This is a genomic window from Mycolicibacterium arcueilense, assembly GCF_058536225.1.
In genome coordinates, this window is the sequence record NZ_JBZTYL010000007.1 from 1,544,302 (window position 1) to 1,556,206 (window position 11,905).

Genomic DNA, 11,905 nt, shown 5'->3' on the forward strand with positions numbered 1-11,905 from the left:
GTGGCTAGACCTTCTCGACGCGGACCGCGTGCGCCATGTGATGGGGCAACTCGACCTGCTCGTGCCCCGGGATCACGATCATCACGCCGCCGTGGTCATTGGCCTCGACGGTGACCCTCGCATTGGGTACCACGCCGGCATCCTTGAGTCGACCGATGAGTTCGGTGTCGCCCTGAACGTGTTCGGTGAGTTGGCGGACCACCACGGCCACCGGCAGCCCGACCGGGAGTTCGGTGAGCCGGACCAGGCTGACATCGTCGTAGCCCGCTGCGCCGACGCCGAGGTCCGACAGGCCCGGGATGGGATTGCCGAACGGCGAGGTGGTGGGGTTGTCGAGCACCTGCACCAAGCGCCGCTCCACGTCCTCGCTCATCACGTGCTCCCAGCGGCAGGCTTCGGCGTGGACGTCCTCCCACGGCAACCCGATCACGTCGACGAGCAACCGTTCGGCCAACCGGTGCTTACGCATCACGGCAACCGCCAGCGCACGTCCCTTGTCGGTCAGCTCCAGGTGGCGGTCACCGGCGACGTGCAGCAGGCCGTCGCGTTCCATGCGCGACACCGTCTGGCTGACCGTCGGACCGCTTTGGTCGAGCCGCTCGGCAATGCGGGCGCGCAGCGGCACCACGCCCTCTTCCTCGAGGTCGTAGATCGTCCGCAGGTACATCTCGGTGGTGTCGACCAGATCGTTCATGCGCGCCTTCCCAGCCCAAACGTCACGGCTCAGTCTACCGTTTCCGGCTCTTGAACTGCGGCGCAACATCGGGGCGTCGGGCACCTCACAGCCTGGGGCAAAACCCCAGGACATGGGCCCGGAACCGCCCGGCGAGGCCCGAAACAGCTCCAGATGTGCGACGTGCCCCGCCGGAAACCGACGGGGCACATCTGGCGGAGGGACTAGCTGGCGTAGGAGCGGAGCCGGTCCGCACGCTCGCCGTTGCGGAGCTTGGACATGACCTCACGCTCGATCTGGCGGACCCGCTCGCGGGACAGACCGAACAGCTTGCCGATCTGATCGAGGGTGCGGGGCTGACCGTCGTCGAGGCCGAACCGCAGCCGGATCACCTGCTGCTCACGCTCGTCGAGCGTGGCCAGCACGTGGCGGATGTCGGTGTGCAGCAGTTCGGAGATGACGGCGTTCTCGGCGGACATCGCATTCTCGTCCTCGATGAAGTCGCCCAGTGGGGCCTCCTCGTCGGTGCCGACCGGCATGTCCAGGCTCACCGGGTCCCGGCTGTGCTCCAGCAGGTCGTTGATCTTCTCGACCGGGATGCCGGACTCCTCGGCCAGTTCCTCGTCGGTGGCCTCGCGGCCCAGGTTCTGGTGCATCTCCCGCTTGATCCGCGCCAGCTTGTTGACCTGCTCGACGAGGTGGACCGGGAGCCGGATGGTGCGGCTCTGGTCCGCCATCCCGCGGGTGATCGCCTGGCGAATCCACCAGGTGGCGTACGTGGAGAACTTGAAGCCCTTGGAGTAGTCGAACTTCTCCATCGCGCGGATCAGGCCCAGGTTGCCTTCCTGGATCAGATCCAGCAGCGGCATGCCGCGACCGGTGTAGCGCTTGGCCAGCGACACCACCAGGCGGAGGTTGGCCTCCAGCAGGTGCCGCCGTGCTGCCTCACCGTCGCGGACGACGGTGGCCAGATCACGCTTCCGGTTCTCGCCCAGGCGCTTCTTGGTGTTCAGCACGTGCTGGGCGTACAAGCCCGCCTCGATGCGCTTTGCGAGTTCTACCTCATCGGCGGCGTTGAGCAACGCCGTTTTGCCAATGCCGTTCAGATACACGCGCACGAGGTCGGCGGCAGGGCTCTGGGCATCCAGATCACTGTCGACGCGGCTTGTGGTGGCATTTGCCATGACGGCCTCCTGATCAGCTCGAACTGTCATGATCTACAACGTCGTAGACCCCATGAGAGTTCCCGCCGACCGCCGGATTCATGCCCGTTGAGCTGCGGTTTTTCCGAACCGACCTGAGAATGTCCTGAGAATGGCTAAAGAAGCCGCTCAGCTGGGCTCATCGCGGTCGGTCCGCGCTGCGTCCGGTTGCGGTGGCATAAACGGGTCCTTCTGTAACGCCGGCCGCTCTGCGGTGGGGAACAGTGGGATCCGCTCGCCGCGGCCGGCATAACGCCGTGGTTCCTCGGCGCTTCGCGGGGGACGGTCATTGGCGATCAGCACGGCCATCCAGGGCAGCGGTATCGACGCCACGATGATCGCGAGCGAGATGAGTCCGTTCTGCCAGATGTTGTAGGCGACCGCGGCGAGGATGAGCGCCGGGATGCGGAAGGCCATCAACGTCAGATACTTGCGGACGCGTTGGCGGTGCTGCACTTCGTAGGCAGGTGCGGCTTTGGTGATGAGAACCGGGCGGGCTTCCTTGCCGAAATCGTCGCCGAAATCGTCGTCGAAACTCAGCTCGTGGCTTTGTTTCATGCCTCTACTGTTCCACACCCTGACCGGGTCGTGGCATGCGGATTTCCCTATGCCCCGCAGCCAGGCACAATAAAACTATGCAGACCCAGACCATCGAGCGCCCGGACACCGACGAACGCGTCGACGACGGGACCGACGACGACAGCCCCAAGTTCTTCCATTACGTCAAGAAAAACAAGATCGCCGAAAGTGCGGTCATGGGCACGCATGTGGTCGCGCTGTGCGGCGAGGTGTTCCCGGTGACCAAGTCGGCCAAGCCGGGCTCTCCGGTGTGCCCGGATTGCAAGAAGATCTACGAATCGCTCAAGAAGTAGGCGGCGGCGGTTCGACCGGCTCGGGCGCGGGTGTTTCTGCCGGCGCCTGGGCCTCGTCATTGTGGGAGCCGTTGAGGGCTTTGTCCTCCAGCCATTCCCGCAGCCGCCTGGCATGCGTGTCCGACGCCGGCCACTCCTCTTGGATCGCCGCATTCAGTTCGGCGCCGAGCATGATGGCAAAACCCAGGAAGAACGCGAACAGCAGGAACGCGATCGGCGTGGCGAGTGCGCCGTAGGTGTAGCCGGTGCTCGTGATCCAGGTCAGGTAGATCCGCAGCCCGAACGTGGCGACGAGGAACACCACCGTCGCCAGCACCGCTCCCAGCACCAGGCGGTGCGTCGGGATCGGAGCCGGCAGTGAGACCCGGTACAGCACAGTCACCCCCACGAACACCGCGAGGAACAGCGCCGGGTAGTAGCCGTAGCGCAGTGCGTTGTCCAGACTGTCCGGAATGTGCTCGGACACCGCCCGCGGCCCGAGCGCCAGCAGCGGCGCTATCCCGATGGCAGAGACGAGCATGACGACGTACAGGCCCAACGCATAGAAGCGTTGCCGCACCGGATGCCGCAGCGGCGTCTGATCATGGGCCTCCACGATGGAGTCCACGAACGCCGACACCGCCGACGACCCGGCCCACAAAGAGATCACGAAACCCACCGACACCACCTCGCCGCGGGCGCCCCTGACGATGTCGCGGATCGTCGGTTCGATGATCTCGTTGACGACGTTGGGGGAGAAGAAGCTGTTCGCCGCGTTGATCAGCTGATCCTGAATCGTCGGCAGGGTGTCCGGCCCAAACAACGGTGCGATGTAGGCCAGGCTGCCGAGCATCCCCAGTAGCAGGGGAGGAAGTGACAACGCGCACCAGAACGCCGCCTGTGCCGATTCCGAGAAGATGGAATCGTCCCAGCTCTTCGACAACGTGCGTCGAGTGAGATGCCAGATGTGGTGGCGTGATGGTGGTACTGGAAGCGGCTGGCCAGTCATGACCAGTCAAGCATTACTGACGAAACGTGCTCCTGCCCAGGCGGGTGGTGCCGGCTGTTGGCGGTCAGGCGTCTGCCGCGCTGGTCTCCAGCACTGCTGCCAGCTCGACCAACTTTGCTTCGTGCTCGTTCGCGTGGTGCTGGCAGAAGAGCAACTCGGCCCCCGAGGGCAGCTTCGCGCGCACGCGTGCGGCCGCACCGCAACGATCGCAGCGGTCGGCTCTGGTTAGCTCCGGGCTTGTCAGAGTTGCGTTCATGGCTCCTCCGTCTTCTGCTCTGCGCATCTCGGCAAAGGCGCCTTGATTGCGTATGTCTACTCTGTCAGACGTTTTGGATTCCGGCCTTGTTCCCCAAGGGTTCACCGGTGTGTCGTGTCTCACTTGGCCGCCGTGTTGCTGGCCCGGCAAGCTGACGGTATGCATCCATCCCCGCGTGTCCTGGTTCACTTGTGCAGCGTCGAGGATTGGCTGACGGCTCAGCGTAGCGGTGAGCACCGTCCGGACTCGCTCGGGGCGCAGGGCTTCGTCCACCTCTCGGCGCCTGAGCAGGTGCATCTGCCGGCGAATCGGCTGTACTCCGGACGGCGCGACCTGGTGCTGCTGCACATCGATCCGGCGAAGTTGACCGATCCGGTGCGCTGGGAACCCGGAGTTCCGACGGACCCCGACGCGATGTTGTTTCCGCATCTGTACGGTCCGTTGCCGGTGGACGCTGTGATGACCACCACGACCTATGCGCCCGATGGCGAGGGTCGGTTCACGCCGCTCACCGACGACACGCCGTCGGCGTAGAGCGCAGCTGAGCAGCCTGCTCGGCGCGTGACATGCTCGTCGGGTGTCTGTCGCGGCCCAGAACCGGCAGGGCGCGGCCACGCGGCTGCGCCTGGTGAAGGCTGCCGAACGGCTGTTCGCCGCCCAGGGGGTGGACGCGGTGTCGGTGCGGGCGGTCAATGCGGCCGCGGGACTCGGCGCGGCCTCGGTGCACTATCACTTCGGCTCCAAGGACGACCTGCTGCGCGCGGTGCTCACCGACATCGGTGCGCCGGTGCGCGACGAGATCGCGGCCAACGTGGCGGCACTCGCGGCCGATCCGAACGCGCCGAGCGCTGATGCCCTTGTCCGCGCGGTCACCGAGCCGTATCTGAAACTGTTGCTCCGCCACCGGGTCCGGGGGATGCGGTGGATCAAGATCATTGCTCAGATCTCGCAGGACAACAATCCGGTGATGCTCGACACCGAGCAGCACCTGCCCGAGGAGTTGTTCACCCAGGTGCAGCGGGCGTTTCCGGACTCTGATCCGGCGCGCCTGGAGTTGCGCTGGGCCATCTCGATCATGAACTTCATCCAGGCGCTGAGCCGGGCCGACGGATGGCGCCGCAACGGGAACCGGCTGGACGAGACCGAACTGCGGGACTTCTACGAAGACCTGGTGCGGTTCGTCGTCGGCGGCGTCGATCGGCTGCTCGGGGCCTGACCCATCGCGGCGGTGCCGGAGGGGTTTCGCAGGCCAAATTTATGGATCACTTGATCCAATCAGTCGATCCAGATAACGTGCCGGGCATGTGGAATTCGAGTTCGATAAAGTTCGGCGCGTTCCTGGCGCCCTATCACCCCCTCAACGCCGACCCGGCCCTGCAGCTGCGCCGCGACATCGACTTGATGGAGCATCTCGACCATCTCGGTTTCGATGAGGCCTGGATGGGTGAGCACCACTCGACCGGATCTGAAATCGTTCCTGCGCCCGACGTTTTCATCGCGGCAGCGGCCGAGCGCACCGAGCGCATCCGGTTCGGCACCGGCGTGATGTCGCTGCCGTACCACCACCCGCTGGTCACCGCGGACCGCATCACCCAGCTCGATCTGCAGACCCGCGGCCGGCTGATCGTCGGCACCGGGCCGGGCAAGATCCCGCTGGACGCACACATGATGGGGATCAACCCGATCGACCAGCGCCGCATGCAGGGCGAGGCGCTGGAGGCGGTGCTGCGTCTGCTGCGCGGCGAGGTCGTCAACATGGCGACCGACTGGTTCACCCTGCGCGACGCGCGGGCCCAGCTGCCGACCTACGACCCGGCCGGCATCGAGGTGGCGACCGCCTCGACCATCTCGCCGAACGGCTCGGTGCTCGCCGGTACGCACGGATTGTCCCTGCTGTCACTGGCCGCCAGCTCACCCAGCGGGTTCGACGTACTCGACCGCAACTGGGGTGTGTACGAGAAGGTTTCGGCCGAGAACGGGTATCAGGCGGACCGCTCCACCTGGCGCCTGGTCAATCCGATGTTCATCGCCGAGACCCGGGCCGAAGCCGAGCGGGCCGTCAGCCGCCGGATCCATGCCATCGCCGAGTACGTCAACCGGCAGCAGGGCATCAGCCCCGACTGGGCGCAGACGCCCGAGGGCATCATCAACCAGTGGCGCACCGACAATCTGGGCGAGTTCGGTCAGGTCATCATCGGTACCCCGGAGGACGCGATCGCTCAGATCGAACGCCTCATCGACAAGACCGGCGGGTTCGGCACCCTTCTGATCATGCATGTGGACATGGCGAGTTGGGAGGACACCAAGCGCAGTTACGAGCTGTTCGCGTCGGAGGTCGTCCCGCACTTCAAGAACCGCAACGCGGGCCGGCAGGCCAGCATGCAGTTCGCCGAGGACAACAGCGAATACCTGCTGGGCGGCCTGATCGGCGCAATCACCCAGGCGCACACCGACTATTACGGCCAGCCTGCCGAGCAGCTCGCCGGGCAGGGGGCGTGATGCGCGCCGCGGAGTACTTCGACGGTCAGTTCACCGTCACCGATGTCACCGAACCGCCCGCCACCGGGCCCGGGCAACTGCGCGTCAAAGTGGCCGCCTGCGGCATCTGCGGCAGTGACCTGAGCATGTCCAAGGATCCGTGCCGGTTCGTCGAGGTGGCCGCCGGTGCGGGGTATCCATTCGCGGTGTTCGACGCCACCCGTCCGGTGGTTCTCGGCCACGAGTGGTCCGGCACCGTCGTCGAAACCGGCCCGGGTGTCGAGGATTTCACCCAGGGGGACCGGGTCACCGGGCTCGGCATCACCACAGAGCAGGGCAACGGAATGCCGACGATCATCGGCTACTCGAACCGATACCACGGGGCCTTCGGCGAGTTCATCGTCGTTGACGCCTTCTGGGTTCGGCACGTGCCCGACGGTCTGTCGCTGGAGCACGCCGCTCTGGCCGAGCCGCTCCACGTCGGCGAGATGCATATGCAGCAGTCGGGTCTGACGCCCGCGGACACCGCTCTGGTGATCGGATGCGGATCGATCGGCCTGGGAACGATCCTGGCCGCCAAGGCCGCCGGGGCGCACACCGTCATCGCGTCGGAGCCGTCACCCAAGCGCCGCGAGCTCGCCGCGAAGATGGGTGCCGACATCGTCGTCGACCCCGACGAGCAGGATCCGATCGCCGTGTACAACGAGCTGCTAGGCAGTGGGAAGACCGCCCGGGCCGATCCGCAGGGTCTCCTGATCGCCTACGAGTGCAGCGGACGCGTCGGCACCCTGAACACACTGACCCACACCCTGCCGTGGGGTTCGCGTATCCAGGTGGTGGCCTCGCCGTTCGCCGAGGAGACCATCATCCCGGTGGTCGCCCAGATGCGGCAGATCGCCATCAATTTCGGTCACGGCCCCTACGACCAGGCCTACGAGAAGGTGCTGGCACGGCTGGCCGCAGGCGAGATCGATGCCGAGGCGATCATCACCGGGCGGGTCGGCCTCGACGGCCTGGGTGATGCGTTCGAGGCGCTGCGTGACCCCGAGGCGCACGTCAAGATCCTGGTCCTGCCGGGGCAGTGAGGGTGCGTCGGCGCTCTGCACGCAGGGCGCCGACGCCTGCTCTCGGGGGTCAGTTGGTGTGGACCGGGGTCACCGGGATCCGGCCCGCGCTGGCACCACCGTCCACGGTCAGATCCGCGCCGGTGATGTACGACGACGCATCTGAGGCCAGGAAGGCGACGACATCGGCGACCTCCTCGGGCGTGCCCACGCGGGTCAGCGGCGCACCGGGATGGCCACCCAGTCCGCGTTCGACCTCGAGATGGGCGATCATCGGGGTGTCGATCATGCCGGGATAGACGGTGTTGACCCGAATGCCCAACGGGCCCAGCTCGATCGCCGCGACCTTCGACATCCCGCGCAGGCCCCACTTGGAAGCACCGTAGGCGGTGTACCCGGCCAGCCCCTGCACACCCGCCTGCGACGAGATGTTGACGATCGATCCGCCGCCGGCGGCCTGCATCGGCTCGGTGACGGCCTGCATGCCGAGGAACGCGCCGATGAGATTGACCCGTAGCATCTGCTCGAACCCGGCGGTGTCCTGCTCGGCCAGTGGCACCACCTTGCAGATGGCGGCGTTGTTGACCAGCACGTCGACGCGGCCGAATTCGCGCACAGCGGTGTCGACCACTGTGCGCCAGTCATTTTCGTTGCCGACGTCGTGGTGGACGAAGCGGGCGGCGGCGCCGATGGACGCGGCGACCCGCTCACCCTCCTCGACGAGGAGATCGGTCAGCACCACCTTGGCGCCCAGCGCGGCGAACAGCCGCGCCTCGGCCTCGCCCTGCCCGCGGGCGGCGCCGGTGATGATCGCGACCTTGCCGGTCAGGTCCACGCCGGGCATCAGTCGTTGTCCTGGTCGATGCCGGTCAGCATGAGTTCGGAGACGCGGCGGGGGAATTCGGTGAACTTCGCCATCGGGACGATGTTGCGCGGCAGGATGACGTGGCGACGGTTGTTCTCGATGGCATCGGCGATCGCCGCCGAAACCACTGCCGGGTCCAACTGGTCGCGCGGAATCATCCGCCACCGGATCGACCGCTCGATGGTGCGCCGCGCCGGACCGAATGCGCGGATGTGGTCGATCATGTCGGTCTTGACCTCGCCGACCTGGACCAGCGTGGTGCCGACCGGCTTGCCCCGGAGCTCGCCGCGGATGCCCGCGGTGAAATGGCTCAGCCCGGCCTTCGACGTGCCGTACAGGGTCAGTCCAGGCCCCTGCGAAATCGCCCCCATCGACGAGACGTTGACGATGTGGCCCCGCCCGCGCTGGACCATGCGGGGTATCGCCTGGCGGCAGATGTCCATCGGCGCAGCCAGATTGACCTGAAGCAGGTTGCGGATCTGCTCGGGGCTGACCTGATGGAACCGGCCGACGTGGTCGATACCGGCGTTGTTGATCACGATGTCCACCGCTCCGTCGGCCTCGACCCGGTCCAGCAGACCCTCCACGGCCGCCGGGTCACCCAGGTCGGTGGGGTAGGCCTTGCCGCCGATCTCCTTGACGAGCAGGTTGAGCGCTTCGGCGTCACGTGCCACGACGGCGACGTCGACACCGCGCGCGGCCAGCACCTCGGCGATGCTCTTGCCCAGGCCGCGGCTCGCGCCGGTGACCAGAGCGCGGGAGTTCCTCAGCTTCATGGGTTGCCTTTCAGTGGTTTTCAGGTGTGGTCTTGGTTGTTCAGGTCGGACTTCAGGGCGTCGCGGACGACGGCGCACACGTCTTCGGTGGCCTCCGCCGCAGCGGGCAGATGGTCGGCGAGGTTGAAGAAGCCGTGGAAGCCCCGCTCGTAACGCCGGACGCTCACTGTCGCGCCGCCGGCGGCGAGCAGGCGGGCGTACTCCTCGCCTTCCTCGCACAGCGGATCCAGGGCCCCGGTGAGCACGTGCGCATCCGGAAGTCCGGTCAGGTCACCGAGAATCGGCGATGCCGACACCTCGGCCTGCGCGCCGCTCGCGCCGAGGTATTGGGCGGTGAACCACTGCATGTGTTCGGCGGTCAGCACCCCGCTCTTGGTGTGCGGGCTGGACAGCGACGACTTGCGACGCTGATCCACCACCGGGTAGATCAGCAACTGCAACGCGATCGCGGGTCCGCCCCGGTCGCGGGCTGTCATGGCGATCACGGCAGCCAGGTTGCCGCCCGCGCTGTCGCCTGCGATCACGATCCGGGCCGGGTCAGCGCCGAGCTCGACGGCGTGGGCAGCCGTCCATTCTGTTGCCGCCCAGGCATCTTCGACCGCGGCGGGGTAGGGGTGCTCGGGTGCCAGCCGGTAGTCGACCGAGACCACGATCGCGCCGATGCCGTTGGCGAGCCTGCGGCAGCACGAGTCGTGTGAGTCGAGATCACACAGCACGAATCCGCCGCCGTGGAAATAGACCAGTACGGGCAAGGCAGTGCCAGGCTCGGGGTCCGCCGGATGGTAGATCCGGACCGGGATCTCACCTGCGGGACCGGGAACGGTGCGGTCCTCGACCTTGCCCACCGGAACGGGCTGGGCCGGCCGGCGGCTGGCCTTGAGCCGGGCCCGTACCTCGGCCGCCGCCTCGATCGGGTCACTGCTGCCTTCGAGGATCGGGGCGAACGCGTCGCCCATCCGGCCGGCGACCTCGCGCTTCATGGTGTCTTCGGTGGTGCGTGAGCCGCTCACCGGGCACCTCCGGTGAGCTCGCCGCGCAGCACCTTGCCGGTGGCGTTGCGGGGCAGCTTGCCGAGGAACTCGACGTCGCGGGGAATCTTGTACCGGGCCAGGTTCGCCCGCACATAGGCCTTGATCTCATCGGCGCCCAGCGTCGCCCCGTCGACGAGCACCACGTAGGCGTTGAGCCGCTGGCCGAAGTCGTCGTCGCTGACCCCGATCACCGCCACTTCGTCGACCTCGGGATGGCTGGTGATCAGGTTCTCGACCTCCAGTGGGTAGACGTTCTCGCCACCGCAGATCACCATGTCGTCGTCACGGCCGTCGATGTAGAGGCGGCCGGTGTCGTCGAAGTGGCCGACGTCCCCGCTGCTCTGCAATCCGTCGATCGATTCCTTGGTGCGGCCGTCGGTGTAGCCGGCGAAGCTCACGTCACTGCCGGCGAATACCCGTCCGATCACACCGGGTTCGGTGATCTCGTTGCCCGCCGAGTCGTACAGGCGGACGGCACACCCGACCGGGGCCCGGCCGGCGGTGCGTGGATCGTGCTTCAGATCTTCGGGCATCGCCACGGTCATGACCGCGAGTTCGGTTGAGCCGTAGAGGTTGTAGAGCACCGGACCGAACTCGGCCAGGGTGCGCGTGACCAGGTCGGGCGGCATGGCCGAGCCCGAGACGAAGATGATCTTCAGCGACGAGGTGTCGTAGCTGTCGCGAACATCCTTGGGCAGAGCCAGGATTCGCTGCAGCATCGTGGGCACGACGACCAGTACGTCACAGTGGTGGTTCTGGACCGCGCGCAGCGTCTCCTCCGGGTTGAACTTCCGCCGCAGCACCAGGCGGTTGCCCAGGGCCAGCGAGAGCACGGCCTGCCCGAGCCCGGTGCCGTGGAACATCGGCGCGGCCAGCATGCAGGTCTGACCGCGGCGGCGCGGCACCCGGTCCAGCAACTGTGCGGAGAACAGGGGAGAGGTCTTGCCGCGCGGGGCGCCCTTGGGTGTGCCGGTGGTGCCACTGGTCAGCAGCGTCATGCCGCCGGGTTTGGCGGGCGCGGCGACCGGTGCCGGCGAGGTGGCGGCGATCAGACCTTCCAATGAACCCTCGACGTCGGCGGCCGAGCGTTCGTCGGTCCAGGCCAGGAATCGGCGTACGCCCGGATCGATGGCGCTGACGAGGTCGGTGAACTCCTCGTCGTAGATCAGCACGGTGACCTTCTCGCGGGTTGCCACATCGGCGAGCTGCGGCTTGGCGAACCCGGTGTTCATCAGCAGGAGCTGCGCCCCGACCTTACCGGCCGCGGCCAGGACGGTGACCAGGCCGCGGTGGTCCCGGCACAGCGCCGCGATCACCGAGCCCGCACCGATGCCGCGTGAGTTCCAGGCCCGGGCAAGGGCATTGACCCGGTCGTTGAGTTGGGCGAACGTCACGTCACCCCATTCGTCGGTGATCGCGATGGCGTTGGGATCGCGGGTCGCGGCACTTTCGATGACGGCGGCGAAGCCGCCGAACTGGCGGACCAACTTTGCCTGCCGGATCCCGTCGGCCGCTCCACCGGACAGGCCGGACTCACGCAGCACGGCGAGGCTACGGGCGATCACGCGGAACCGGTTGATCCTGGCGGCGAGGCTGGATGGGCGCAGAGTAGCTCGCTTCATGGCGCAAACCGTAGGTCGCATCGGGCCCGGTGCGGGCCCTGAAGTCTCGCTGGCCGAGACAGCTTGTCTCCTGGGACA

General features: G+C 67.0%; 14 protein-coding genes. 5 read left to right on the forward strand and 9 right to left on the reverse strand.

The window, feature by feature from the left end:
- Positions 1 to 4: 4 nt before the first annotated feature.
- From AC4LGL_RS11765 to AC4LGL_RS11775, 3 genes are all read right to left on the reverse strand, one after another.
- Entirely contained in the window at positions 5 to 694 is a 690-nt protein-coding gene (locus AC4LGL_RS11765) for an iron-dependent transcriptional repressor DtxR (protein ID WP_055113255.1), read from the reverse strand.
- 203 nt (positions 695 to 897) lie between these two features.
- Positions 898 to 1,887: a sigma-70 family RNA polymerase sigma factor gene (locus tag AC4LGL_RS11770; RefSeq protein WP_268952398.1), complete on the reverse strand. Its 990-nt coding sequence runs from the start codon at positions 1,885 to 1,887 to the stop codon at positions 898 to 900.
- 117 nt (positions 1,888 to 2,004) lie between these two features.
- Positions 2,005 to 2,433 (reverse strand): DUF3099 domain-containing protein, encoded by a 429-nt coding sequence (locus AC4LGL_RS11775; protein ID WP_491838841.1) that lies wholly within the window; start codon positions 2,431 to 2,433, stop codon positions 2,005 to 2,007.
- 77 nt (positions 2,434 to 2,510) lie between these two features.
- On the opposite strand from AC4LGL_RS11775, the gene AC4LGL_RS11780 reads away from it, so the two are divergent.
- On the forward strand, positions 2,511 to 2,747 hold the full coding sequence (locus tag AC4LGL_RS11780; RefSeq protein WP_055113262.1) for a DUF3039 domain-containing protein: 237 nt from the start codon (positions 2,511 to 2,513) through the stop codon (positions 2,745 to 2,747).
- Here the strand turns inward: AC4LGL_RS11780 and AC4LGL_RS11785 are convergent.
- Positions 2,737 to 3,735: a YihY/virulence factor BrkB family protein gene (locus AC4LGL_RS11785; RefSeq protein ID WP_491838842.1), complete on the reverse strand. Its 999-nt coding sequence runs from the start codon at positions 3,733 to 3,735 to the stop codon at positions 2,737 to 2,739. The two genes, AC4LGL_RS11780 and AC4LGL_RS11785, sit on opposite strands and share 11 nt — an antisense overlap.
- Before the next feature lie 64 nt (positions 3,736 to 3,799).
- On the reverse strand, positions 3,800 to 3,991 hold the full coding sequence (locus AC4LGL_RS11790; RefSeq protein WP_055113266.1) for a DUF7455 domain-containing protein: 192 nt from the start codon (positions 3,989 to 3,991) through the stop codon (positions 3,800 to 3,802).
- Positions 3,992 to 4,150: 159 nt separating this feature from the next.
- On the opposite strand from AC4LGL_RS11790, the gene AC4LGL_RS11795 reads away from it, so the two are divergent.
- The 4 genes from AC4LGL_RS11795 to AC4LGL_RS11810 all read left to right on the forward strand — a co-directional run bounded on the left by AC4LGL_RS11795 (position 4,151) and on the right by AC4LGL_RS11810 (position 7,554).
- Positions 4,151 to 4,525 carry a DUF952 domain-containing protein gene (locus AC4LGL_RS11795; protein ID WP_491838843.1) on the forward strand — a complete coding sequence of 125 codons (375 nt, stop codon included), beginning with the start codon at positions 4,151 to 4,153 and terminating at the stop codon, positions 4,523 to 4,525.
- A gap of 43 nt (positions 4,526 to 4,568) precedes the next feature.
- Complete coding sequence (locus AC4LGL_RS11800; protein ID WP_491838844.1) at positions 4,569 to 5,207, forward strand: TetR/AcrR family transcriptional regulator; 639 nt, start codon at positions 4,569 to 4,571, stop codon at positions 5,205 to 5,207.
- An 86-nt stretch (positions 5,208 to 5,293) separates the two neighbouring features.
- On the forward strand, positions 5,294 to 6,490 hold the full coding sequence (locus tag AC4LGL_RS11805) for an LLM class flavin-dependent oxidoreductase (RefSeq protein WP_491838845.1): 1,197 nt from the start codon (positions 5,294 to 5,296) through the stop codon (positions 6,488 to 6,490).
- Positions 6,490 to 7,554, forward strand: a complete 1,065-nt coding sequence (locus AC4LGL_RS11810; protein WP_491838846.1) for an alcohol dehydrogenase catalytic domain-containing protein — start codon at positions 6,490 to 6,492, stop codon at positions 7,552 to 7,554. Before AC4LGL_RS11805 ends, AC4LGL_RS11810 begins: the two co-directional genes overlap by 1 nt.
- A gap of 49 nt (positions 7,555 to 7,603) precedes the next feature.
- Here AC4LGL_RS11810 and AC4LGL_RS11815 read toward each other — a convergent pair whose 3' ends face one another.
- From AC4LGL_RS11815 to AC4LGL_RS11830, 4 genes are read right to left on the reverse strand one after another with little or no spacing between them, the layout of a single operon-like run.
- Positions 7,604 to 8,377 (reverse strand): glucose 1-dehydrogenase, encoded by a 774-nt coding sequence (locus AC4LGL_RS11815; RefSeq protein ID WP_491838847.1) that lies wholly within the window; start codon positions 8,375 to 8,377, stop codon positions 7,604 to 7,606.
- On the reverse strand, positions 8,377 to 9,174 hold the full coding sequence (locus AC4LGL_RS11820; RefSeq protein ID WP_491838848.1) for an SDR family NAD(P)-dependent oxidoreductase: 798 nt from the start codon (positions 9,172 to 9,174) through the stop codon (positions 8,377 to 8,379). Before AC4LGL_RS11820 ends, AC4LGL_RS11815 begins: the two co-directional genes overlap by 1 nt.
- A gap of 20 nt (positions 9,175 to 9,194) precedes the next feature.
- Positions 9,195 to 10,184, reverse strand: coding sequence for an alpha/beta hydrolase (locus tag AC4LGL_RS11825; RefSeq protein ID WP_491838849.1), 990 nt, complete (start codon positions 10,182 to 10,184; stop codon positions 9,195 to 9,197).
- A complete protein-coding gene (locus tag AC4LGL_RS11830; protein ID WP_491838850.1) occupies positions 10,181 to 11,827 on the reverse strand; it encodes an AMP-binding protein in 1,647 nt (548 codons plus the stop codon). Before AC4LGL_RS11830 ends, AC4LGL_RS11825 begins: the two co-directional genes overlap by 4 nt.
- Between the last annotated feature and the right edge of the window lie 78 nt (positions 11,828 to 11,905).

Coding starts and splice junctions, on each gene's coding strand:
- AC4LGL_RS11785 (WP_491838842.1), bottom strand. CDS start 3,735: ATGACTGGCCAGCCGCTTCCAGTACCACCATCACGCCACCACATCTGG.
- AC4LGL_RS11820 (WP_491838848.1), bottom strand. CDS start 9,174: ATGAAGCTGAGGAACTCCCGCGCTCTGGTCACCGGCGCGAGCCGCGGC.
- AC4LGL_RS11810 (WP_491838846.1), top strand. CDS start 6,490: ATGCGCGCCGCGGAGTACTTCGACGGTCAGTTCACCGTCACCGATGTC.
- AC4LGL_RS11805 (WP_491838845.1), top strand. CDS start 5,294: ATGTGGAATTCGAGTTCGATAAAGTTCGGCGCGTTCCTGGCGCCCTAT.
- AC4LGL_RS11775 (WP_491838841.1), bottom strand. CDS start 2,433: ATGAAACAAAGCCACGAGCTGAGTTTCGACGACGATTTCGGCGACGAT.
- AC4LGL_RS11780 (WP_055113262.1), top strand. CDS start 2,511: ATGCAGACCCAGACCATCGAGCGCCCGGACACCGACGAACGCGTCGAC.
- AC4LGL_RS11765 (WP_055113255.1), bottom strand. CDS start 694: ATGAACGATCTGGTCGACACCACCGAGATGTACCTGCGGACGATCTAC.
- AC4LGL_RS11795 (WP_491838843.1), top strand. CDS start 4,151: ATGCATCCATCCCCGCGTGTCCTGGTTCACTTGTGCAGCGTCGAGGAT.
- AC4LGL_RS11770 (WP_268952398.1), bottom strand. CDS start 1,887: ATGACAGTTCGAGCTGATCAGGAGGCCGTCATGGCAAATGCCACCACA.
- AC4LGL_RS11790 (WP_055113266.1), bottom strand. CDS start 3,991: ATGAACGCAACTCTGACAAGCCCGGAGCTAACCAGAGCCGACCGCTGC.
- AC4LGL_RS11815 (WP_491838847.1), bottom strand. CDS start 8,377: ATGCCCGGCGTGGACCTGACCGGCAAGGTCGCGATCATCACCGGCGCC.
- AC4LGL_RS11830 (WP_491838850.1), bottom strand. CDS start 11,827: ATGAAGCGAGCTACTCTGCGCCCATCCAGCCTCGCCGCCAGGATCAAC.